A 23436-nucleotide genomic window follows, 5' to 3' on the forward strand; every position below is an offset into this window, starting at 1 on the left:
GATACCCCGTCCTAAAAGGATGGGGTATCTTCATGTAATGGTTCACTCTTCATAAACCCTTTGCTGGCATGAAAGACAGTCAGGCTCTTAGAAATAGTTCCACATTCAAATAACTCCGAAAGATAGGAACACATTGCTAGGGCAGCCATCTTGTTTGTCATTAACCTTTGAGGGTCTGAAGCACTTAACTCTTCACAACTAAGAAGAGAAGGCTTTATTTCATCATTATCTTCTAAAATCTCTGTATACCTAGATGCTACCGGCTCTAAAATGACTTTACCACCGATTTTTAAACCCGCACATACTTGGCCAGTCCATCCACTTTCATGGTATGCTCTGACTTCATCTTCCGTCCATTCCTCTTTAGGTCGTGTACGAAAATCAGAAGGGACTACAGCATGCTCGTTCCCACTATCTATGTATAATAGATTAGGAACTTTTTCAAACAACTGGTGACAGATTTTTCTTGTATAGTTGTTGTCCACGCATCCTAATAGGATTGGAAGGACTCTCACTTCACTGCCAGTGTAATTGATGTAATCGGTATTAAAAAGGCTTTTTAATGTATCAACATCCTCTACATATCCTTTCGTATAGGAATGAATTTGGATACCGTAAGCATGACTATAGCGCTTTGCCAAAATATCCGCCTTTTTTTTACCAATATTCGATTCAACAAACAACTGATTTCCTATGTTTTTCTTTTCAATGGTGTCAAAATCGGCCAAACAGTAGATGCTGTTTTTTCCGTACATCATCAGCATTTGGGTTAATTGTTGAGCAACGTTGGATCCCGTCCCCCCAACTCCCAGCTGTACGATTACTGGGTAGAGCGTCTTCCTATTGTAAGGATAGTAATCGGAATTAGGTCGGAGTAAGTCAATAACCTTAGTCATACCACAAAACCTCCACCATACTAGTATCATAGCTTGCAGTTAGTTCAAACGGGCTCTCAAATATAGAAGTAGGTTCTATATTTATATGTGACTCAGAAGATTGCTCAAAAATTCTCAATGTGATCTCTGGGAAAAGTTTATTTACTTTGCCAACAATGGCATACAAAATTCCACTTTGCCGCTCACTCTCATTATCTATGGAAGAGGGGATGGCACTCATTGTATGGTGAGAATGGATTTCCATTACTTTTTTAAATGGAATGTCCATCATCCGCATCGCAAACGACAAAGCATCTTCTACAGGCTCTACAAGATAGGGGCTGGCCATTTGTCCTGGAATATCCAAAAAAAATTCCCTCGTTGATAAATTTAGATAGATATCTCCATGTAACTCAACACCATATTTATCCGAATATTCTTTTGAAAGTGAGATAAAGTCCCGTAGAATGGCGAACGGTATCTTTTGAACAACAAAAGAACTCTCGTTAGAGAGTTCTTTCGTACAATGAATATCAGATAATCCTTTCTTTTTTGCTTTTGGTACTGGAATAACCATATTATTTTTCTTTATATAGGCCATTTCAGTATACGCAGCAACAAGATCAGGATAATCCTTTTCCATTCTCTTTCTGACATCTTCACCAGTGATCTTGTGGTATTTCACTTCCTCTGTACCTTTTTTTGCAGTAGCAATACCGTTTTCCAATTCTTCTGTAGAAAAATACTCGGTAATTGCAATATTATCTCCCAGGTGACGAATAAACGTTTCAAAGTTTACTTCAAATGGTTGAGATTCATCTTTCTTGGCAGGTGTTTTCAAAGCGGAAGCAGGCACATTTTCATTGCTCTTCTTAGCTTCTTCTAAGCGTTTCGCCATTTCTTCCTGCCTTTTCTTTTTTTCTTCTTCCTCTTTTTGCTTTTTAATCGCTACCTCATCCTCAATTCCGAATACAGAAAAAATATCTGTTTGCATTACATTAGTCATTATTAATTCTCCTCACTGTTTTTTATAGTTTCTAGACCTAACAACATGCCCAATGTCTTATCCATTGGAATAAGTACATTATCATCAAAGTCTTTTTCATTGAATATCTCTGTGAACAGTTCCCATAATTTCTTCTTTAATGTTGTTTTTGCACCATAGTCGCCTGTAAAAGGGGAATGTATGAAAAGAGAATGCAACGATTCTAAATCACTTATGCAAGTGATATTAGGAAACGCATTCGTGCCCATGCATACTGACCCATCGTCATAAACATTAGAATACGGAAATTTATAAAGCATGGTATTCTCTCTGATTTTCTTGTTACCCTTAACAGCGAATATTTTTTTAAGTTCCACTTGATAAAAACTCTTTTTGTCTGAAGTGCAACTTCTTAGTGAATACTGAAATACTAGTCTTGGGAATCCGACCTTCAACTTTGTGTTCGCATATTCGATTTCCCATTGTTGTTTAGGGATATCCAAATACACTTCATAGCCGAATCCTCTAGAAACGTATTTAATACAGTTCCTCGGTAGCCATGGGCTTTCTTGGCCAGCTTCACTAGATTTGGCGACAATTTTTAAGAAGTTGTCTAAACTCATTTCGTATTCTGAAGTACGGCCATTATCTACCTGTACAACTTGGACAAAATCTGTTAGGTTACGCAATTTCTCTGAGTCTATTGATACTGTGAACTTCATGATCCTGTTCCTCCTTCGATAATTGAATACTCTCGAAGTTTCAACAAAAGCAGGACCAGTTCGTGAAAATTACTACCTGCAAATCCAAAAACAAATTCTATACCTGAATTGTCTTTTAAGATTTCTACGGCAACGTCATGAGAATGTAATGTTTTTGCTTCTAACTCCGAAATATAATTTTCCATACTTTCTCTATGACCAGGAAAAACTTTGCTAAACACCGGATCATGGATAATTAGAATGGAGTCCGGAATATCATCTTTGTCGCGTGATCCATATCTTTTGATAAAATCTTCTGAATTTATTTCGTCATAACCATAATGGTTCACTTCTCCAAAAATCTCTTGAAGGCCTTCTAATAGAATGTCAAACCCATTATTAGAGTCATAGTTAACATGTACCATTGGAGATGAATAACCACTAACATTTACTCCGCAGTCATGAAACAACTTAAGCATCCATATGTTACTAAGGGACATATTGTAGCTATCGAAATCATAGACATCCATTTCCATTATTCTCTCTCCTTTATTAGAGGAAAATATCTTCTTCCTCTATCACGTATCGTTTCTCTTGTGAATCTACTAAAGCGTAAATTACATTTGTTACATGTTCATACATCACCAATTTATTATAAGGATCACAAATGAAACTTTCGTGTCCTTCATCCCAGATAAAAGGCAAATTTTCCATTTCGTCCATAGCATCACTCACATCCTCTACTGAAAAAGAATCAAAATCTATCTCTGCGGTAGGAGTATGTGTCCAAAGATAATGAATAACCTTAATCATCTTTGAGTAATCCTTCTGATTTTTTTTCTCTTTCACTTCAAATGGTTTAAGTTCATTCGCAAATGTTTCAAAGTTTAATTTCAACTTCCTCTCACTCCTATACAAAAAAGAAGGGGGATCCCTTCTTTTAAATGATTACACTGTTCTCACTGGTAAGATAAGTTGTAATTCCTCCGTTACTTCGGTCGGTTGAATAACGAAAGGACGTAATTGACCTTGAAAGAAAATATCAACCTTCTCCTTGTCAATGCTCTTTAGCGCTTCTTGTGCATATTTAATGCTAAAGGAGATGGTGAAATCTTCTTCTCCTTCATAAGAAGTGTAAGGAACATCAACTTTTCCTTTCCCTCTTTGCGTTTGGTTGGTCGATAGATTAGCTGCTCCGTTAATATGAAGCTTCACAATCCCGCCCTTGTTATCATCTGCTGATAAGGACAACCCTTTAAGCATCTCTAAGCCATCAATGAATTCCTTACGGTCGATGGTCAATTTGTTTTGGTAATCAGTAGGAATCAACCTGCTTGTATCCGGGTAGTTCCCATCTAAAAGTCTGGAAAGATACAAAGTTGAACCGTTTCTTAGCAAGAGTTGTTGGGGTGACAAGTACATATCCACATCACTATCGGAAAATATCTTACTTGCGGTTTCAAGGCTCCTAGCTGGAACTACCACCTTAAAGTCCTGATTAACCTTTGCTCGTTTAGATATTTTGGATAGCCGGTGAGAATCTGTACAAACCAAGGTACAATCTTCCTGGACAACTTCGATACAAACACCGGTTAATATCGGTCTAATTTCAGAATCAGCAGCTGAAAAAGCTGTTTTCCGAACCAAATCGCGAAATTCTGGACCTTTGTAGGTCACAGTAGGGGAGTTTAAATCAAAGCTCTGGAATTTAGGATATTCCTCCGCATCCAGTGTGATAATTTGAAATTCCGACTTTCCGCTAATAATGGTTGCATTATAGCCATCTTGGGAAAATGCAATCTCTTTATTAAGTTTCTTCGTAATTTCAACGATGTTCTTCGGAAAGACCATATTTCCTTCGCTTTCGATTAGTAAACCATCTCCATCTGCATCAATAATATGTCGAATGGTCTCTGTAGAATCAGATCCAGTAATGGTAAGTTTATCGGCTGTAAGCTCAAAGAGAATTCCTTGTAAGATAGGAATGCTGTGCTTCTGATTAACAACCTTTATAACCCTGTTTAATCCTTCCATCAATAAGTCGCGTTTAATAGAAAATTTCATATTAACTCCTCCTAATTTTTTATAAAAAAAGCATGCAGTAGCAATAAAATTGCTAATACATGCTTTGTCTCTTTAAGCGGTTCTTTGCCCTTGTGCTTCTTGGCGAATCATCGCAATAATTTGTTCTACATCCTCTTTTTTAACCTTAAAGAATAAGCTTGGAATATCCTTAAGCTGCACTTTCAGAACAATTTGACAGTAATTCAGTAATTGCTCTGGATTAAGGTTATAAAGTTTCGCACTAGACACTAATGCCGCTACAGGTTTCAATACACCAAAATAATTTTGGAGTTCTTTTTCTGTACCATTAATTATGGCTGGTGTCTTTGTATTCTGGTTAGCCTTTTTAAAAAGAGGTAACTTCATTTCATTAGGCAATCCAATAATGTTCTCTTGGTCGTAAATTGCTCGCAAAGCTTGCTTGGGATCAAATGGTTTAGGACCTGTTGAATTGTTCTTTCCATTTGATGTTTGATTGTTGTTGGTTTTCTGTCCTTTGTTTTGACCAGATGAGGAAGTCGAACGGGACTGATTCCCATGATTATAACTTTGATTCCCTTCAACTGAATGGTCTTTTCCACCAGGTAGTGCCCATGCAGGAAGTTGAGGATTTTTCCAATATCCCGTTACGTTGTTCTTCTTATCATTGATGTAGTTTTCATCTTTTTGATTAGAACGAATGGAATAAACATCAACCCAAACTTCTGTTAGGTTATACAAATAACGGCCAATCCCAAATTGAACAGCTGCTCTTTTCATAGAACCACTGATTGCACCTTTAGTAGCTTCTATGTTTGTTAGATCCGCGCCATCCCATTTCGTGATTTTTTGACCATTAACCCAAATAGAAATTCCGCATAATACTCCGGAATGAATCTCTTTAAAATCATTTTCCCAACCGAAAGGACCAAAGATATCATCTAAACGTTGCATGATTGCTCGGTTTTGGACGTATGGGACCACGATTGCTTTCATAGAATTATTGTTTTTGAAACTTCTTTGTACTCGCCATTCAATGTCTTGAGCGGAAAAGGGCTCCTTCAATTTTTCAGTTACTTCATAGATTGATAGAAGTGGCCCCTCCGTACAATTTAATCCTTGCTTTTCTGTCATGTGATACACTCCTTCTTAAGGTTTTTTATATTCATAGAACTACTTTTCTTGCGACAAACACAAAAAAGCCCCTGGATTGTTTGGTAACATACTCGAAAAAGTACGGATCAAACAGCCCAAAGGCTTCTAATGTATTGTTAAATAAATATACCGCTGACTAAAAAGTCGCAAAAAATGCAAAAAGTTAAATGAATATGTTTCCATTATACCAAAAAATATGTAAAGTAAAACAATATTTTCTGGTGTCAGTTCAATGTTTAAAAATATTATGGTATGATTAAAAAAATAATAATAACCTTAAGCAATTACTGCTCATACCTCTCCTAGGAGAAGTGTGAGCTTTTTTGCGTTTACTGGATACTTTACATACAAAATACAAAACGGAGGAGTGGTGTTTTTGTTACCTCATAGATTAGAAGAGATTGAGTTTGCTAGTGATGTGGAAAAACTTATGGTATTAAGAAAGAGACTTGGATTAAAACAGTATGAATTTGCAAAGATGGTTGGAATCAGCACTAATTATCTAGTGGCGGTAGAAAACTATAGGCAGCCCTTTTCGAGAAAGTTGAAAAAGAAGGTGGATGACTACTTAAAACGTGTAGAAATGGAGCATATCATACATGCGGAAAACAGCACTTGTCTATTTAGATAACCCTGTAGATAGTAAAAGGGTTATAGATTCATTTGAAAAATTGAAAGACTTAGATGAAGGTTATAAAGTAGAGTTTTCTATTGAAATAACTTCTTCTGAAAAGGAATTCTATAACCTTATAAATAAGGACTTTGATTTGTATGTAATTGAAAAGGAGCCCTTGGTAACTCCTTTAAAGGGGAGGGAGGGTGTGGTAGTCCTCATTGCTGATGGAGGAAAACAGTTCCCGCCTGAAGAAAACGCTCATAGAGTAGCAAATATTCAGGAGTTCGCTGGATGGCTTTTTATCGAAAACCTTTCTAACTATAAATCCGTTACGAATTCTCAGAATAAGAGTGAGCCTAGAAAGCAGGATCGAAAGCCAACCAACATTTTCCATTCTGATAATGGTTCAGAGTCCGAAAAGGATAAAGCAAGCAAGAAGCAGGATAAAGAAAATACCACTACGGTAAAGCCGTCCGTGGACACTAAAAAAATTGCACCTTCCTTAGTTGAAGAAGAGCAGAGAGATAAAGTAAACCTTACGCCGAATAACGATACAGATACAGATACAGAATCTATCGTGCACCAGGTAAAGCAAGAAGGTTCCGAACTCGAAGATGAAGTAGCATTAAGAGCGCGCGAAATAAGAAAGAAAACATTTCACCGTACCTCCCTGGACAATAATAAGACCATTGGCGTATGGGCCCCGCTCCACCGAGCAGGGGTAACCACCTTTATATTAAATTATGCCCTGTATTTAGGTTCACAGAAGTTTCAGTGCTGTGTCATAGAGGGGCTGAATGAGAACCAGCTGCTTAAAAATTTTCTTAAGCGGTATAACCCTGAACCCGAACACTGGACATCTTATGCAAGAGCTTTACATACAAATGGTCTAAATTCGGATCATATCATGTGGTCCTATAAAAGTGTGCTATGGTTTCCATTAGACGATAGAGACATTCATTTAGAATGGGATTATCACCGGTTGTACCACTACATTAACAGCGTAAAATATTTTGATATCGTACTCGTGGATCTGCCGACAGGAAAAATGGAGGATTTCACCTTGCACACCTTAGAACATTTAGATGAACTATGGGTGATAGGAGATGACTCATTTCATCAAAATGTAGCATGGAAGAAATATATTCATCAGATAGCAGAGGAAAACAATTTGAATGTATCTTTGATTTTCAACAAAAAATATAGCTTCAGTCAGGAAAAAATACTAGCTGAAAAGTTAGAACTTCCGCTGCTTGCTTCTCTGCCTCCTTTACATGAAGTCCTGCAGAGAAATTCATACGAAAGTAAACCAATTACCGAGAACAAAGAGGTTCTTGAAAGCTTGCTCGTACCTTTTGAGGACCTTACAAAGCACCTTGTAGGGAGTGATTTTGTTCATAATAACAACAAGCGGAACTTCCTGATAAATAGTCTTACTAGCTTACAGAAGGCGTTGCAAGGGAAAAAGAAGCATGGTATTATTTAGGTAATCTTTATTGCATTTAATTTTTTTTAGCAACCATTTTGGTTAGCAGTATAACTACACAACAAAAACGGTCTATGGATCTAGTTTTAGAAAACTTCCCTGTTTTCTACCAAACTATTTGCCATTGGCCGTTTTTTTTATCTAGGAAGGTGGTGAGTAAGTTGATTCATGTACAAAAAATGAGAGAAATTAAAAAGTACTTAATGAGCGGGCTAAGCTTTATTCGTATTGGTATTCACACTAAAGGGAGGCTCATTAAGAGAGGATACACAAAAAAGGACATTATTTCCTGCATTTGCAACGGCTCTATCACTGAAATTCAACATGGTTATAATCATCAAGTTCAAAAGGTCTGTCCTACTTATGTTATAGAAGGAAAGGACGCTTTTGCAAATCCAATCGTGGTTGTTATTTCAGAAGAAAGCAAGAGAGAATTTTCAGTGGTCACGGTCATGCCCCCGATTGATAAAAAGCGGTTTAAAGAGACTATTTAATAAAAAACCTTTTGGAAAGAGTGGAGAGATTTCATGCCTGTAAATTACAAAACCTACACCTTAAGGAAAACAAGAGTGCCAGGATGGTTTGAGTATTACCGTGAACCATGTCCAATCTGTAATCATGCAGGCGGTTGTATGATTAACAAAGAGGGGGAAGCGGTAGCTTGTATTAGGAAAGAAAGTAAAATCGCTTTCTCGAAAAATAGCGCTTGTCCATCCTGGTTGCATTTCCTCAAAGGGAAGAAAAAGAGAAAACTGGATGTAGCGGATACAACAGATTATGAACAAAATGAAAAACTAGAGAGTTCCATTTTGAATAGGGTTTATCGCGCTCTTATTGATTGTACAACCTTAGAGGAAAGTCACTATGAGCATCTTACTTCAAGCAAAAGAGGACTCACCGATCAGCAAGTTCACATTCGTGAATACCGTTCTTTCCCTTCAAAGCCATGGGAAATTGTTCGTCAAGTCGAAGAACAAACTGGTATAAGTGATTTTACTGGGATACCTGGCTTTTATAAAGCAAAAGGAAAATACGGTGAATATTGGTCGATTAATGGGTCTGAGGGAATTCTAATTCCGTTTCGTAATACCAAAAATGAAATTGAAGGTTTTCAAATGAGGGTAGATAATCCACCTAACGACGTGGAAATAAAACGTATCAAAGAAGGGATAAAAGCAAGAGTGCTGGAACAGCCCAATTTGGTTCAAGTATTGTATGACGGGGAGATTATTCAAGAAATTACCCTAGAACTAAATAAAGAAACAGCTATTCATTATGAGGAAAAGTTAATTGGTTGGGTGAAACTTAAGAAGGGGAAGCGTTATTTCTGGTTAAGCAGTGCCAATAAACAAAACGGAACTGGCCCAGGTAATCCCGCTCCCGTTCACATTTCCGTTCCAACCTCTCAATTAACGAATTGGCAGTCAGGTCATGCACTGAAGACACGTACCGCCTGGTTAGGAGAAGGACCTTTAAAGGGTGATATTGCTGCCGACTTAATTCTGGAACTATATGATGAATTAGAACATGAGGATATCGGGACCACCATTTTAAGCTTACCTGGTGTAGGCTCGTGGAGATTGGCTATTCCCATATTAGAAGAAATGGGAGTAGAACAAGTGAACATCTGCTTTGATATGGATGCCATATCCAATCCTTATGTGAAGAAGCATTTGATGGAAGCGGCCAAAGAGTTAAAAGAAAGAGGTTTTAAAGGAAACCTTGTTATATGGTCAGAAAAGGAAGAGGCACCTGGGATAGACGATCTGTTATTAAAAAAGACGATTCTTCCTAACATCAAAAGACTTTTCTAGTTGAATAAAAATGGGAAGAGTGGAGGTTATAAACCGCCACTCTTTTTTATTTACTACTCTTCTTTTTTACTGGAAGTCCAAACTTTTTAGCATGATCCAAACACTTTTTCGCTAAATCATTCTCCGCACTATTCTTTACTTTACCGCTCATTTTATACACCTTCCCATTTTCAATATTTACCTATTAATCTCTCCAAAATTCTCAAATTTTATACTCGAATAAATCCCCCACCCCTCTCATATAGATAAAAACAAGACTAGAACACAAAGACAGTGTCCTAAAGATAAGGATGAAGAAAAGGGGAGATTTATTTGAGGGAAGTACTAAGAGAGAGGAAGGTCAGGTCGGATAAGAAGATAGATGTTCGCCCGACTATTTCTATAAAGCTCTACCATACTATAGACAGAGTTTCCTATATTACAAGAATGCCAGTTAAGGATGTTGGGGAGCATTTATGTAAAATAGGGATTGATAAAAGCAATGTCATAGACTATATTTCCGAATTCTTTCAACGTTCCTATTGGCACCGCTCCACCTTATATAAAGGCGATTTAGAGAATAAGGTATTTTTGGGAGCGAAAGCGATAAAGGGGCCAAAAAAGAGAATTACAACTAGATTTCACCAAAATTTTCATGAAAGGCTCTACCACTTAGCCTATGCACTTGACACTAGCGTATCAAGTGCCACAGGCTTCTTGCTTTATGCAGCATGTAAAGATGTGGAGATTGTAAATGAATTAGTGGAGGAGAGCATGGAACAGCAACTAGATGAAACTCGTATTAAAGAATTAAAAGAGGTAGTCCGATATATTAATAAGAACAACCCATACCGGGAGGAAGTTTCTTTTATGCACTTAATCTCTTACTTGATGGAAGAAGTAAGGAAGAATGCAGAGGATACCTTTAAAAAGACAGTGGATCATTTCTTGGAATCAAGGAAAAAATAAGTCTTCTGATTTAGTTATATTTTACAAAAACATGTTGATTTTCCCATTGTAATTAGTTATGATAAATCTGTGTTTACAACAACAACTTAATTAAAAATGGGAAGACCCCACTTAGCATATGAAGGATGCAGATACCTGCATTTCTTTATTCGTATGCCAAGTGGGGTTTTTTTTGTTCCCTAAAAAATGGAGGTGTACATAGTAATGAAAGGTAAAGCTCTTATTCTATTGGCCATGACATGTTTTCTCACGATCTTAGCATTTGCACCTGAAGCATCTGCAAGTGTAAATGATGCACTTAGTCGAGCTGGAATTAATCCAAATGGCGACTTTGAAGATTCAGGGGTATTCGAAGACTTAAACAAGTTCGTATATTTCATTATGGCCATCGGTGGTTTTTGGATCATTATCTGTTTGATTTGGGGCGGTATGACACTTGCTGGTAGCGGTGGGAATCCTCAAAAAAGAACTGAAGGCTTTATGAAACTTGCTCTTGTGGCAGTCGGGGCTTTTATCATAATTAAGGCTTACGATATAGCTGGATGGGTTGCGGGCCTAGGTACTGCATTTATACAGTTTTAAAACGAAGCAAGAAATTACTCGTTCCCCTCTACTCTTAGAGGGGATTTATTTTAATGAAAGAAGGTAAAAACGTGAGGAAAGCTACAGTACCGGTAGATATGAGTTCAGAACAAAAAGAAATACTTGGAATCATCTCTAAACGACAACTCATCTATTTTATTATTGGTGGTTCTATCATTTATATGTACACTCCGTTTGTTTTTAAGTTAACATCTAATGTTCTCGTCTCCATCATTTTATGTATGATAGCGGCGGCCCCTACCGCAGCAGCAGCCATCTTCTTAGCCTTATATAAAGTGGAGAAATATCATATGAATCTAGATAAATATTTTCTTGTAAAAGCACAATATCGAACGCAATTAGGAAATTGGAGAAAAGGAAGGTAATTTTATGTTTGATATTTTAATCATGGCAGGAATCATGGTAGGACTTTATGTATTTTCAAGAATCATGCTTAAGGAACCTATCATTCCTGGGAAACAGAAAAAACAATCAGTTAATCAAGTCAGCTCTTCAAACAAAGGTAGAAAAAAGACATCTACAGATATGGATGATTCTATAACTTTCCGAGAATTATTTAGTGACGTTGTGGTAATTCAAGATCACATGTTTAGGAAAATAAATAATCAGTTTGTTTTAATTGCTGAAGTGGAACCGGTAAACTATTTCCTTTTAAGTCAAGATGAACAGGAAGGAATAGATATTACGTTTGAAACTTGGCTGGCGCAAATTAACTATGATGTTAAATGCTACTTACAAAATAGATACATTGACTTAAGTGAACCAATTGCAGAAATGAAGAAAAATATGGCAGAAGCAGAAAACTTGGATTCCAACGCATATGAATACGGAAAATCTTTGATTGAAGATCTAATGACTTGGCAAGCAGTCTCACCGAGATACGAAACAAAAAGATTCCTAGTGTTCCAATACAAGATAGATACAAGTGATACTAAAGCAGATAGTAACGAAGAATTAGAAGGGAAAATCCTAGAAAAAGCTTTTGCTGAACTTTACCGAAGATTTAATACTGCAAAAGGCGCCCTTAGAAAAGCAGGAATGGATTTAGAACTTCTAACAAATGAAGATTTAGGTGAATTACTCTATTACGCGTTTAACAGAAGGAAAGCTATTAAAAACAAATATAAAGATGTCGCCATTCAGGAGCAACTTTCTCTATATGTTACTGCCGATCAGGATGACAGTCGAATCGAGACTATAAAGGAGCGAATTGAAAATGAAAAAAGTGAAGAAACAGAACAAGAAAGAGAAGCAAGTTAAATCCGGAGAAGCAATCTCAAGTCAAATGGATATGAAGGGGGATTTCTGGGATGTAATAGCACCAGAAGGTATGGCCATTAGACAAGAAGATTATGATTTTGGTGTGATTAAACAGTCTCTTGGAACAAAGACTTATTTCCGACCTTTTTACATCCCAAGGGATGGTTACCCCCGAAAATTACAGACAAATTGGCTTTATACACTTACTTCAAGTGGTGAATGTGATGTCATGATTGATATCCATAAAATCCCTAAATCCGATGCTATTCAAATGTTACAGAAGCAAATTACGATGTTAAAATCCAACTTGAATTTCCAAACTAAAAGAGGAAATATCGATCAAGTAAATGATTTGCAAACGAAAATTTTTGACACCGAGCAGCTAATGGCCGAAACGCAATTCTCAGAAAATGATTCGTACCATGTTGGAGTTGTCGGGAACTTATATGCTCAAAGCGAAAAAGAGCTAAATAATTACAGTGAATACGTGGAAGACGAACTAAGTGCCATGTTCTTTAAGGTAGCATCAACCTGGAGTCGTGTTAAAAAGGGATTTCGTTCGGTATTACCGCTAGGAATCAATGAGATCCCTGATTCATTACGAAATATTGACCGAAGAGCATTGAGTACTTTTACTCCTTTTATAAGTGGTAGTGGCCGTTTTAATGGTGGTATTCCAATCGGGATGAATAAAATCACCGGTCAAAAGGAATTTTATAATGCGTTCGGAACAAAAGAGAATCGTCCAGATAATTACAATATGTTTGTGAGTGGTACTTCCGGTAGCGGAAAGTCTTTAGGGATTAAGCTCCTATTATCACGTGAAACTACTGCAATGGGAGTTTATACAAGGTTAATAGATGTAGAGGGTGAGTTCGTTAGAATCGTTAAGAGGCTAGGCGGGGTTAACCTTAACATTTCAGAAGAATCCGATATAAGAATCAATCCTCTTGCATTAAATGTAACGAATATTCCCTTAGAGGAAGACGATGAAGAACTGGAATTACTTGAAGATGGCGATGAAAAAGAAATTATCGAGAAGGATGGGAAAAAGTATGTCTCCTTCGTTCCACTAAGAGAAAAACTAAATGAAGCTCTAGGTTTCTTTGATATTATCTGCCGAGGTAAAAATGGTGAAGAAGGCGGCTTAACTGTTTTTGAGCGAAATTATTTAGAAGAGACGATGTATTTAATTTATGACAAATTCGGTTTTACAACTCATCCATCGTCTCTCTATGAAAATAGCGTTAAAGAAGTAGAAGGACAAATCTTCCAGTCTCGAGCAAGAAAGCCGGAACCAACAGTATCAGATATTTACAAAATTCTATTAGAAAAATACGGAAATGAGACAAAAGCAGAAAGGCTCATAGCGGCAATCCGCCCGTTCCTGAGAGATGGCTCTAAACCTATTTTTGATGGGCAGACATATCTAGGGAAAAATATAACCCAAGCCTTACATAATGCTAGATTAGTAAACTTCAATATTAGTGGAATGGAAGAAGGGTTTCTGAGACCAATTGCTTATCACGTTATTCTAAACTATGTCTGGGAATACTTTGTTAAAAATGTTGATAATGCTGCAAAGAAAAAAATTGTACTAGCGGATGAAGCGTGGACACTATTAGACTCCGACCAAACCGTGTCATTTTTGGAGAAAGTTGCTCGACGGGCAAGAAAAAGAAACTGTGGTTTACGTTTAGCATCACAGGATTTTGTACGATTTTTAGAAAATAGCAAGGCCCGGGGGATACTTCAAAACACCTATTCTTTCTTTTTCTTAAAACAGAACAAAATCGATTTAAAGAGTATTAAAGAAAACTTTGACTTATCAAATGGGGAACTAGGTATTTTGTTTGCCAATCCTGACAAAGGTGAGGGGATTTTAAGATACGGGAAATCATCTACCTGGTTAAGAACGGATCCTAGTGAAGATGAATTAGCGTTTGTAGAATCGAATTCGGCGGTTCTAGATGAACTGTTAGTTAAAAAGAGAAAGCAAAGACAAATGTAAAACAGAATGGGGGTGAGGGATTGAGTTTTCTAGGAGATAAGTTCCTTGGTATGATGGAAGCTTTGTTCACTTGGATGTGGCAAGTTTTCATTGAACCTTTCTTGGGATTAAAAACATTGAAGGACTTAATTTTTGGGAAAGATACTCTATTTGGTGAAGAGTTAGTATGGAAAACATTTACCGAAAATGAATTGTTGAATGCATATATACCTGGTAACTATCTCATGATGATTGTTGCAGGCTTTATGTTACTGATTGCAATTTTGATGGCAGGTATGAGGATCTCAGGAGCCACCATTAACCCAGCAAATAGAACAGCATTAATGGAGTTCTTGAAAGATGCCCTAATTGTAGGAATCGCTTTATCACAATTAGGTGTTATCTACTCTATTATTTTCCAAATAAATGGCGCAATTGTAGGGTTGTTTGAGGCTGCGACAGATAATATGAGTACTGAAGTTTTTAGTGAAGAGTTTACGCTTAACCCTGCAGCGGAAGCAGCTGGAGCGATAATAGGATGGATCGTCATACAATTAGCTCTGTTAGGACTAGCTATTTGGGCCAATTTTTATTATATGATGCGAAAGTTAACATTAATGCTACTAATGATTTTAGGTCCTGTGATGCTAGTGTTATATCTTTTTCCAAAAACAAAGGCAATTACTGCAGGTTGGTTTAAAGAACTAATAGCTGGTGTTTTGGTACAAAGTATTCATGCGGCAACCTTTTGGCTAATAGCTGTCTTATCAATGAGTCAGTCAGAAGGTGCAGCATTTTCAGTAGGAACAGTTATTCTTTATATCATCTTCATTCCTGTCTCAGAAGCTCTAAGGAACTTATTTGGCCTTGGTGGTGGAATGCAAGGTGGTCTTGCAAAAACGGGAGCCATGTTCGGTATGGCTGGTCTTGCGGGAATGTACGGCGCGGTCAAAGGGGCCCTAGATGGTAAGAGTGTTGGACAAGTGCTGAAGGACGCATATAAAGGTACAAAAGATAAAGTAGGAGGTACCGACGGAACTGATAGTGACGTTAAAGGTACTCTTGGTGCTAATACAGGTACAGATACGGGAACCACTAGTAAAGCCGAAAAAATGTTGAAAGCAGGAAATATTTTAGGGAAATCCGGAAAGTTACTTGCTGGGATGGGAGGATCCATTGCAGGTTCTGTTATGGGACCAGTAGGGGCTGTTGCGTTAGGTACTCTCGGCGGTGAATTAGGAGAAAAAGTCGGTGGAGTTACTGGCCGAGCCGGAGCAGCTGGTGTTCATGCAGTTGGAGATAGATTGAAAAAAGGAAAAAAAGGCTTTGATGATACTTTAGAAAAAAATCAAGAAAAAGATAACGAAGAAGCGATGCTCGATGCTCTTACCCAGGATGAATCTGTTAAATGGGCAAATGACAACAAAGAGGACTTCATGAAAGACATGAAAGAGCGCTTCCCAGATGCTAGACCAGAAGATTTAGAAGCAAAATGGAACGATAAGCTTAAAGGTGAAGGTGCAAATTTCAGAGATCGAGCACAAGAAAAGTGGAACAAGGTTAAAGAATCTAATGGGCAGTATGCTGATGCTGGAGACATGAGTGAAAAAATGTCTAAGGATATGACAAGTGCCTGGGCTAACGATAACCGAGATAGCTTCATGAAAGATTATCAAAAGAACAATCCACCAGCTAAGCCTTTTGAAGAAATGTCAGAAGCTGAAAAATTAGCTTATGAGAATCAAAAAATTTCTGCTTGGAATGATAAGTTGAATCAAAAGGAAGGACAATTCAAAAAAGCAGGAGAAGAAACAGCTGCAGCGTTAGTTAAGGATAAAGATCATAATCTGGTTAATAAACAGGATTTTGCTAATGCAATGGTTGATAAGGCAATTGGAATAGAAAAAGACGAATTGAAGAAACAAACTGATTTAGGAACGGTAACATCTCAGCAGGAATATGAGCTTTTGAAAGGTGAGCGGAAGCAAGCATTAGTCAAAATAGCCGCTAGTTCTCTTAACTCAGTCCCAACAGTAAAGAATACTGAAAATGCTAAAGCTGGCGAATTAGGAGATGCAATTTCTAAAGATATGACAAAGGCTTGGGCTGAAAAGAACAAAGAAGCATTCCAGAAACAATATGATGCACAACATATGAAATCGGAACCAATGTCCCAAGAGGAAACCACTGCTTATCAAAAACAACGAGAAAAGGCTTGGAATAGTACGGTTTCAGGAAAAAAATCAGAATTCGATAAGCTTGCAAACCAAACAATAAATGAAGTAGCGGACGGTAATACACAATCCGTAGTAGGTAAAGGCGAATTTACATCTAAAATGGTAGATAATCTGTTAAGTAATGAAAAAGCCAGTTTCATTGCCAATAATGCAGACCGACTAGGTGGTGTTGATAAAGCGGAAAGTGCTTTTAATGCGTCTGTAGGAGATCGAAAGCAGGCACTTACAAAAGTAGCTTCGACGGCAGCTAGCAATCTTACTAATCAAACTGAAGGCACGGCTATAGTAGAAGGTGCAAAAGGAGCCACATTAGCAAATGCAGTCTCTATGGATATAACCAAAGCTTGGGAATCACAAAACAAAGACCATTTTATGAAAAATTATGAAACAGTTAATCCCCCAAGTCAGGAAATGTCCCCTGCAGAAACAAAAGTCTACCAAGCTCAAAAAGATAAGGCTTGGAGAAATGTAGTTCAAGGCAAGCAACAACAGTTTTCTCAAGCTGCAACCGAAGTGGTATCAACACTTTCTAATGGAAATCCAAACGCAGTTATAGATAAATCTCAATTCGCAAATGCGATGGTAGATAAAGCAATGAATATTGAAAAAGCAGGAGTAAGTGATATTAGCTCTGGCTCCATTGCATTCGATATTGATTATGCAAAGGGTGAGACTGAAAGGAAGAAAGTCTATGCAAGCGCAGCTACTAGTTCCGCTAATGGTGTGGAAGGTATTCAAATATTCAACAAAGGTGGTTCTGTAAATAAAAACTTCCTTGCCAGCCAATTGGCCAGTGTGGAGACTGCAAGTGTAGGACGTGCCTTTATCAAGAGCGCTGAAAAAAATGGGGCATCATTTGAGGAAGCGACCTCCCAGTGGAAACAGCAGGAGTCAGGAGTATTCAACCAAAATTATCAACGTGTATTGGATAATATCCCACCATATATTAGTTCAAATAAAAATATTGTCCCATCTGTTGTAAAGGCAGGAGTAAGTTTTGCTGGTCACGCTACAGGGATAAGCACTGTTCTAAACACGGCAAAAGGTATCGGCCAAGGGGCGCTTAGTGGCTATTCTGCTTTCCAAATGAACTCTAACCTGGAATCTCAAGGTTCTGCACCAATCCGATTCTTTGAAGGGATAGGTTCAGCTATTAAGGGAGGATATAACGGAGGTTTATCACAATTAGTAGAAGGAGCCTCAGTGGTTGAAAAACAGCAAAATTTAAGAAATGGTGTCTCTTATATCTCTGGAGTAATTGGAGGGGTTGGAGGTTACACGATAGGCTCAAAAGTAGCAACCAAATTAACCCCATTCTCCAAACAACTTAATCAAGAAATATATGAACCAGCAGAAGTTATGCAAATGGCTCAGACAACCGATGACGATATGGGGAATACTAGAGTCGCAAATGGAGCCATTAGAATGGTTACAAGTAGTGAGGGCACTCACATCGAGGTCCGGACAAAAACAGGTGAATCAAAGATTGTTTCTCGTATGGGGTCAGGGCATAGCGGACTAAAGAAAGGCGAAACTATTTTCCAAGATCTCGATGTGCAAAACGACTCCCTTGTTCCTGTGAAAGTGAATGGAAAATCTTCGGTATATAAAGTCGATAGTGGAGGAGCAAAAATACCATTAAATTCTGTTGAATTGAAATCGGATCCTAATCGATTACTGGCAACTCGTCAACCTGTATCTGTTTCTTCTAAACAGATGCCTGTATATAGCCAACAAGTAGACATGGGTAATTTTCATACCGATGATGCCTCGAAATACGGTATGAAAAACATACAGGTCGTTGTCGAACGGGGGCAAAGTTATGTATCAGGAGAAAAAGACGGTCAATCATATCGTTTATCCCCTATTTACTCAGGAGATACTCGTGTCCCACAAGGGAAAAAATATCATGTGAAGTGTGAAGTGAAAAATCAAAAATTAACATCATCTAATAGAGTAGTAGAATATATCGAGAATAATGAAGTAGATGTAGACTATCACTCTTCACTTGACCTAACTACTATGTTACCACCAAAAGCAAACAAGCGACTACAAGATCGAAATAGAAATGAGCCGTTCAGAAGAAAACAAGGGTTACTGGGGTGATTGAATGCAGCATAGAAACCAGGAGGAACAACCTCAGTCTAATCCTATAAAAGATGCAGTTGCCGGCCAAGTTAAAAAGAAAATTAAAAAAATGGCTTCCAAAGCTGCCAAGAAACTCGCAAAACTAGCAATTAAAGCTGTAAAAAGCGCACTCATAGCACTTGGAAAAGCTATCCTAGGGTTATTGGGTACGGTAGGGTTACCTGCCATACTCATAGCTATAGGAGTAGTTATTCTGATAGTAGTTTTAATGATGGTTTCAAGTATGGCTTTTGGTGGGGACGGTAATGACTTAGATGGTGATATAAAAGAAATACACAGTAAGATAGTCGAACAGGCAAACAACAGTGTTGATATGTCAAAGTCTGAACAGGCCAGATACCGTGTTCCGGAAGGCTTAATCGGTGCAGTTATACAAATTGATAGTTTGCAGAAAGAAGAGAGTGATTACGAGGCATTAATCACTGATATGGCGACTGCTCTCCGTCCGGAGTTTACTTATGAGGAATTTAACGAGTATGAAAATATTGAAACTACTGTTTGTGAGGATGATGTGTGTGGAGCGCCAAGATTAGAAACCATTGATCACTGGGTGAGTAAGTTAACAGCTGTTGATTTTTGGAACGGTTATACTACGATAGTCTATCAACCATACCTAACAGAATGGCGTACCACCACAGACATTAAGTACCGCACTGAAACCCGGACTGAAATGCAAACAGTTAAAAAGACAATAATAGAAAAAAGAATAGAATGGGTCCTCCAATTAGTTGAAAAGACCAAACAAGAAGCATATGATGTATGGGTTTATGAAACTTATTTAGATGATCAAGGGAACCTAGCGTGTTGTATTTCCAAAAAAGTAACAAAGTATAGAACTGTCGTTTATTATGAGGAAGAGTTAGTACCACGGGAAGTAGAATATGAAAAGGAAATTGAGGAAGAAGTAGAAGTTGAAGTAGAATACACCATTGAAATAAAAACAATCACTAGAAAACGAAGGCAACTATTTAACGCAAATGAAAGTACCAATGAGGACTATGCTAAATTTGATAACATATTAAATTCCTATAATATGGGGAAACAAGATAAATTACTGATTGATGCACTATTTGAAGCTTCTGGCGGTGTTAGCAACTACACCGCTTGGCTTGATTCATTTGGTGGTGGGAGTTTTGGGTCCGGTTTCAATGGCACCATTGTTCCTGGTGAGAACGTTCCACCTCAATTCATGCCTATCTATTTAGAAGTAGAAGAGAAATATGGGGTTGATTGGTATGTCATTGCTGCCCTTCACTTTACTGAGACGGGTTATTCTACACACCCAACAATGCTTAGTTCTGCAGGAGCAGTTGGCCATTTCCAATTCCTTCCGAAAACTTGGGTGGGCTGGGGGTACCCCGGAACCATTACAAATGATATTTTAGTAAACTTAAATTTAATTAATCGTTACAAAGGATATGGGGTAGATGCTAAAAATAGTGGGAAGGCAGATCCTTGGGTGATAGATGATGCCGCTTATGCTGCAGGCAAGTATCTAAGCCAACACGGGTATAGCTCAGATCCTAGAAAAGCTGTTTATGCATACAATCACGCTGAATGGTATGTCGATAAGGTTTTAACAAAAGCAGAAGAGATTCGTACTCAAGCAATCTATGAGCCTATTTCGGGAATGCCTCCTGTTACACCTGGACTATATATGGCTCCCACTACAGGAGCTATCACTTCTGGTTTTGGTCCAAGATGGGGAACTAGACATAATGGAATAGATATAGGGCTAGCTGGCCGCTCTAACGTTCCAGTTGTATCAATTGCTGATGGAGTGGTATCTAATTCTTATTACTCCAAAACCTATGGCAATTGCGTAATAATAAGGCATGTATTAGACGGAGTTCAGTATGAATCACTTTACGCTCATTTAGCTAACAGGACAGTGCAAACAGGGCAAATTGTAGCAAAGGGGCAATTCATCGGTTATATGGGAAACACGGGAAGATCAACAGGTCCCCATCTGCATTTTGAGCTCCACCAGCCGGAATGGAATAACGCAAAATCGAATGCTTTTAATCCCCTTGCGAATAATAAAGGCATTGTCATACAAATACCAGGTTCATAGGAAGTGAGAATTTATGAACAAGAATCAGTTCATTTTAATATCTATTTTTCTAATAGGGACGTTTGCAATGTTGGTGGGATATACGATTTTCAAACCTCAAAAAATGACTGAAACTAAGATTGATAGTAAGGATGCGGTGGACTTCATAAATGAGCAAGTTGAGGCGACAGAGAACCATACAGAAGCACTGCACTGGGTCAATGGGATGGATGAAAAATCTGATATAGGCTATTTAACAGAGCTGGATGAAAATATTATCAAGGAAAACATAAAACCAGAAGATGCGATTAACTATCTTATAGGTAGCTTGCAATTAAATGATCCAGATCTCTTCTCTCAAGCATTTGAGCCAAACGTATTTTCTGATAGCCTTATAAACCACCCGAATCCCGATAAATACGAAGCGTTAATTGATATAATGGATGGGATTTCAAGAGAGAATAGCCTTGAAACCATTGATGTGCGAATTAGCGAAGTTGCTTTTGGTTCTAAAAATTCAGAAGAAGCAACACTTGTTTTCCATTACCAAGACGGAAAAAAAGCTGATGTGGATGTAACATTTACGTTTTTGGAATATAATCACGGTAATGCTTTGAAAGGGATTATTTTTATCATCACATCGCCTAACCAAATTATAGAACAAATTAATGCAAATATCTTTTAGCAAAAAGCGACAAGGAGCCCCTTTGTCGCTTTTCTATGTGTCTTTTTAGATATTCTATTGATCATCCTTTCCTACAATTCCTTCAAATTCTTCAAAGGTTAAGTACTTTCGTATCGTCTTGTATGTTGGAAGGTTTTTAGATTTTGCGTATTGATTCCAAGTTACCTGGTTTTCATAAGTAGCAGAATGTTCCTTTAACAGAGATACTATTTTATCTTTATTATAAGAAACAGGAACATAGTTGGGTGTCGGTTCTAAATCTGCCTTCTCTTTTACCTTATTCCATGTTTTAAAGTGATTTATTAATGTTCTACTGGAAGGAAGGACGTGTTCCTTGCTATATTCATCCCATTCTCTTGTTGTAGTAAGATGCTTTTTTTGTTCCTGGATGATAGATAATAATGCAGCATGATCTACCGTCACTCTTCTTCTTGTAGTCACCCCATAATGCTCTTTAACCTTTTTCCAACTACCATGCTCTTGAATTAAAAAGTAGGAGGAAGGGAGGGAGTTGCCCTTTGCATATTTATCCCATTCCATTCTTGATGTCAAATGTAATAAATCCTTGTCAGAAGCGTTTTTCATTAACAATCCCTATCCCGCTCCTTTCGTTTTCTAAATCAGAATAGATTAGATTAGCAATTTGATAATTACGAGCGGAGTACAAATTTATTACATCTAAGGGCTCTTTTCCTAATAGAGGCATTTTTTCCTCTCCAGCTATATGCTGAATCAATTCATTATATTCAGTTAGATATACTAGTGTATCATGCAACAATTTGCTTCTCATTCTAGAATTTGAGGATAGTCTTTCGAAATATGACTTCAAATCTGTCTCAATCTCGTAATCTTTTTCCACAATTAATGATAATTGATGATTGAAAACAACTTTAGTGGTTTCACCTACGATTTTCAAGTCATCTTTTCCAGGTGTTATAAAGTCGACTTCTAAAGCTGTAAAACCATAAACATCTTTATATCCCTCCACCGACCATAGAGGTTGATAATATTCTAAGTTGCATGTTCCATTTCCTTGCCATCCGTACAATCGGTCATAGGAAGATTTTTTAAAATAAAGTGGGGAAGGTAAAAGAATATACAGTTTATCTTCTTCTTCTATATAACCCAGCAAGAAAGAACTATCTCCTGTGATAAATAACCGGTTTAAATAAGTTTTCGCTGCCTCTGGAGTAAGTGTTTTGTTTACGTTTTTATTAATATAGAGCTTCTTTTGATCCTTAATGTATTTTTTCATTGTGTTATATTGAGATTGGATAGAGACTTGCTCTTTAATAAATTTACTTGGATTCATTAAAAACATAATAGGAAGAACGATGAACAAACTTAGCGACCACAAGAAAAAATATGTGTAAACGAACTTAATTACCTTTTGAAGGAAGCCGCCCTCTTCTTCGAAATATCGTACAATGGCAAACAAGGTGAAAAGGGCTACTAGTCCTATAAGTAAGAATAATATCACCAACAAAAAGAAGTATCCTATCCCAATAACCACAAGCAAGGGAGTCCATTCTCCTTTTATCAGTCCAAGCCTATCAGCCAGGTCAATAACTCCTATATACTCCAATGCCACATATAATTTATCTCTATAATAGACTCCGATGAATACAAAAATAAGACCAATCACACCAGCTAATCCAGCTTCTTTTCCACGTTCATAATTCAATTTAGCATCCCATAGCCATATCAATTCCCTAAGCATTTTTAGTCACCTCTTTTTTTAAATAATTCAATATGCATTACTTTTATTTTATTCTAAATATTTTGTGAGGTCAATTGTTTTTGTGAATAATTTCCTATATAATTATTAAATAAAAAA

The 23436-nt window shown here is 37.4% G+C and carries 21 protein-coding genes; 12 read left to right on the top strand and 9 right to left on the bottom strand.

Annotated features, from left to right (window positions below):
* Window positions 1-11 precede the first annotated feature (11 nt).
* The 7 genes from ACFVAD_RS18890 to ACFVAD_RS18920 form a co-directional block, all read right to left on the bottom strand.
* Window positions 12-896, bottom strand: coding sequence for a ThiF family adenylyltransferase (locus tag ACFVAD_RS18890; RefSeq protein WP_386643654.1), 885 nt, complete (start codon window positions 894-896; stop codon window positions 12-14).
* Window positions 889-1881: a hypothetical protein gene (locus ACFVAD_RS18895; RefSeq protein WP_386643657.1), complete on the bottom strand. Its 993-nt coding sequence runs from the start codon at window positions 1879-1881 to the stop codon at window positions 889-891. The genes ACFVAD_RS18890 and ACFVAD_RS18895 overlap by 8 nt, the downstream gene beginning before the upstream one ends.
* A gap of 2 nt (window positions 1882-1883) precedes the next feature.
* Window positions 1884-2582: a hypothetical protein gene (locus ACFVAD_RS18900; RefSeq protein WP_386643660.1), complete on the bottom strand. Its 699-nt coding sequence runs from the start codon at window positions 2580-2582 to the stop codon at window positions 1884-1886.
* Complete coding sequence (locus ACFVAD_RS18905) at window positions 2579-3097, bottom strand: hypothetical protein (RefSeq protein WP_386643662.1); 519 nt, start codon at window positions 3095-3097, stop codon at window positions 2579-2581. Before ACFVAD_RS18905 ends, ACFVAD_RS18900 begins: the two co-directional genes overlap by 4 nt.
* Window positions 3098-3113: 16 nt before the next feature.
* Complete coding sequence (locus ACFVAD_RS18910; protein ID WP_386643665.1) at window positions 3114-3458, bottom strand: hypothetical protein; 345 nt, start codon at window positions 3456-3458, stop codon at window positions 3114-3116.
* A gap of 51 nt (window positions 3459-3509) precedes the next feature.
* Window positions 3510-4625 carry a DNA polymerase III subunit beta gene (dnaN, locus tag ACFVAD_RS18915; RefSeq protein ID WP_386643668.1) on the bottom strand — a complete coding sequence of 372 codons (1116 nt, stop codon included), beginning with the start codon at window positions 4623-4625 and terminating at the stop codon, window positions 3510-3512.
* A 72-nt stretch (window positions 4626-4697) separates the two neighbouring features.
* A complete protein-coding gene (locus ACFVAD_RS18920; protein WP_386643671.1) occupies window positions 4698-5738 on the bottom strand; it encodes a Rad52/Rad22 family DNA repair protein in 1041 nt (346 codons plus the stop codon).
* 397 nt (window positions 5739-6135) lie between these two features.
* Between ACFVAD_RS18920 and ACFVAD_RS18925 the strand changes: the two genes are divergently transcribed.
* The 12 genes from ACFVAD_RS18925 to ACFVAD_RS18980 all read left to right on the top strand — a co-directional run bounded on the left by ACFVAD_RS18925 (window position 6136) and on the right by ACFVAD_RS18980 (window position 21599).
* A complete protein-coding gene (locus tag ACFVAD_RS18925) occupies window positions 6136-6390 on the top strand; it encodes a helix-turn-helix transcriptional regulator (RefSeq protein ID WP_386643674.1) in 255 nt (84 codons plus the stop codon).
* The gene (locus ACFVAD_RS18930; protein ID WP_386643677.1) at window positions 6359-7861 is read left to right on the top strand and encodes a hypothetical protein; all 1503 of its coding nucleotides are present in this window, start codon (window positions 6359-6361) and stop codon (window positions 7859-7861) included. Before ACFVAD_RS18925 ends, ACFVAD_RS18930 begins: the two co-directional genes overlap by 32 nt.
* Window positions 7862-8022: 161 nt before the next feature.
* On the top strand, window positions 8023-8355 hold the full coding sequence (locus tag ACFVAD_RS18935) for a DUF4258 domain-containing protein (RefSeq protein WP_386643680.1): 333 nt from the start codon (window positions 8023-8025) through the stop codon (window positions 8353-8355).
* Between the two features lie 33 nt (window positions 8356-8388).
* Window positions 8389-9675, top strand: a complete 1287-nt coding sequence (locus ACFVAD_RS18940) for a DUF3854 domain-containing protein (protein ID WP_386643683.1) — start codon at window positions 8389-8391, stop codon at window positions 9673-9675.
* 312 nt (window positions 9676-9987) lie between these two features.
* Entirely contained in the window at window positions 9988-10623 is a 636-nt protein-coding gene (locus ACFVAD_RS18945) for a hypothetical protein (RefSeq protein WP_386643686.1), read from the top strand.
* Window positions 10624-10827: 204 nt separating this feature from the next.
* A complete protein-coding gene (locus tag ACFVAD_RS18950) occupies window positions 10828-11205 on the top strand; it encodes a hypothetical protein (protein WP_386643689.1) in 378 nt (125 codons plus the stop codon).
* 53 nt (window positions 11206-11258) lie between these two features.
* The gene (locus ACFVAD_RS18955; protein WP_386643692.1) at window positions 11259-11591 is read left to right on the top strand and encodes a PrgI family protein; all 333 of its coding nucleotides are present in this window, start codon (window positions 11259-11261) and stop codon (window positions 11589-11591) included.
* 4 nt (window positions 11592-11595) lie between these two features.
* The gene (locus ACFVAD_RS18960; protein WP_386643695.1) at window positions 11596-12486 is read left to right on the top strand and encodes a hypothetical protein; all 891 of its coding nucleotides are present in this window, start codon (window positions 11596-11598) and stop codon (window positions 12484-12486) included.
* Window positions 12437-14497 carry a VirB4 family type IV secretion system protein gene (locus tag ACFVAD_RS18965; protein WP_386643698.1) on the top strand — a complete coding sequence of 687 codons (2061 nt, stop codon included), beginning with the start codon at window positions 12437-12439 and terminating at the stop codon, window positions 14495-14497. Before ACFVAD_RS18960 ends, ACFVAD_RS18965 begins: the two co-directional genes overlap by 50 nt.
* A gap of 20 nt (window positions 14498-14517) precedes the next feature.
* Window positions 14518-18819 (top strand): hypothetical protein, encoded by a 4302-nt coding sequence (locus tag ACFVAD_RS18970; protein WP_386643701.1) that lies wholly within the window; start codon window positions 14518-14520, stop codon window positions 18817-18819.
* A gap of 4 nt (window positions 18820-18823) precedes the next feature.
* Window positions 18824-20935: a peptidoglycan DD-metalloendopeptidase family protein gene (locus tag ACFVAD_RS18975; RefSeq protein ID WP_386643704.1), complete on the top strand. Its 2112-nt coding sequence runs from the start codon at window positions 18824-18826 to the stop codon at window positions 20933-20935.
* A gap of 13 nt (window positions 20936-20948) precedes the next feature.
* Window positions 20949-21599 carry a hypothetical protein gene (locus tag ACFVAD_RS18980; protein ID WP_386643707.1) on the top strand — a complete coding sequence of 217 codons (651 nt, stop codon included), beginning with the start codon at window positions 20949-20951 and terminating at the stop codon, window positions 21597-21599.
* A 54-nt stretch (window positions 21600-21653) separates the two neighbouring features.
* On the opposite strand, the gene ACFVAD_RS18985 is transcribed toward ACFVAD_RS18980, so the two are convergent.
* Window positions 21654-22184, bottom strand: a complete 531-nt coding sequence (locus ACFVAD_RS18985) for a homing endonuclease associated repeat-containing protein (protein WP_386643789.1) — start codon at window positions 22182-22184, stop codon at window positions 21654-21656.
* A complete protein-coding gene (locus ACFVAD_RS18990; RefSeq protein WP_386643710.1) occupies window positions 22168-23319 on the bottom strand; it encodes a hypothetical protein in 1152 nt (383 codons plus the stop codon). The genes ACFVAD_RS18985 and ACFVAD_RS18990 overlap by 17 nt, the downstream gene beginning before the upstream one ends.
* Window positions 23320-23436 lie beyond the last annotated feature (117 nt).

This window comes from Sutcliffiella sp. NPDC057660 (genome assembly GCF_042800035.1).
Taxonomy (GTDB): domain Bacteria; phylum Bacillota; class Bacilli; order Bacillales; family Bacillaceae_I; genus Sutcliffiella_A.

What these genes read in the sequence shown, in the direction of transcription:
- ACFVAD_RS18890 (WP_386643654.1), bottom strand. Translation starts at nt 896, where the DNA reads ATGACTAAGGTTATTGACTTACTCCGACCTAATTCCGATTACTATCCT.
- ACFVAD_RS18895 (WP_386643657.1), bottom strand. Translation starts at nt 1,881, where the DNA reads ATGACTAATGTAATGCAAACAGATATTTTTTCTGTATTCGGAATTGAG.
- ACFVAD_RS18900 (WP_386643660.1), bottom strand. Translation starts at nt 2,582, where the DNA reads ATGAAGTTCACAGTATCAATAGACTCAGAGAAATTGCGTAACCTAACA.
- ACFVAD_RS18905 (WP_386643662.1), bottom strand. Translation starts at nt 3,097, where the DNA reads ATGGAAATGGATGTCTATGATTTCGATAGCTACAATATGTCCCTTAGT.
- dnaN (WP_386643668.1), bottom strand. Translation starts at nt 4,625, where the DNA reads ATGAAATTTTCTATTAAACGCGACTTATTGATGGAAGGATTAAACAGG.
- ACFVAD_RS18920 (WP_386643671.1), bottom strand. Translation starts at nt 5,738, where the DNA reads ATGACAGAAAAGCAAGGATTAAATTGTACGGAGGGGCCACTTCTATCA.
- ACFVAD_RS18930 (WP_386643677.1), top strand. Translation starts at nt 6,359, where the DNA reads ATGCGGAAAACAGCACTTGTCTATTTAGATAACCCTGTAGATAGTAAA.
- ACFVAD_RS18940 (WP_386643683.1), top strand. Translation starts at nt 8,389, where the DNA reads ATGCCTGTAAATTACAAAACCTACACCTTAAGGAAAACAAGAGTGCCA.
- ACFVAD_RS18950 (WP_386643689.1), top strand. Translation starts at nt 10,828, where the DNA reads ATGAAAGGTAAAGCTCTTATTCTATTGGCCATGACATGTTTTCTCACG.
- ACFVAD_RS18955 (WP_386643692.1), top strand. Translation starts at nt 11,259, where the DNA reads ATGAAAGAAGGTAAAAACGTGAGGAAAGCTACAGTACCGGTAGATATG.
- ACFVAD_RS18960 (WP_386643695.1), top strand. Translation starts at nt 11,596, where the DNA reads ATGTTTGATATTTTAATCATGGCAGGAATCATGGTAGGACTTTATGTA.
- ACFVAD_RS18975 (WP_386643704.1), top strand. Translation starts at nt 18,824, where the DNA reads ATGCAGCATAGAAACCAGGAGGAACAACCTCAGTCTAATCCTATAAAA.
- ACFVAD_RS18980 (WP_386643707.1), top strand. Translation starts at nt 20,949, where the DNA reads ATGAACAAGAATCAGTTCATTTTAATATCTATTTTTCTAATAGGGACG.
- ACFVAD_RS18985 (WP_386643789.1), bottom strand. Translation starts at nt 22,184, where the DNA reads ATGAAAAACGCTTCTGACAAGGATTTATTACATTTGACATCAAGAATG.
- ACFVAD_RS18990 (WP_386643710.1), bottom strand. Translation starts at nt 23,319, where the DNA reads ATGCTTAGGGAATTGATATGGCTATGGGATGCTAAATTGAATTATGAA.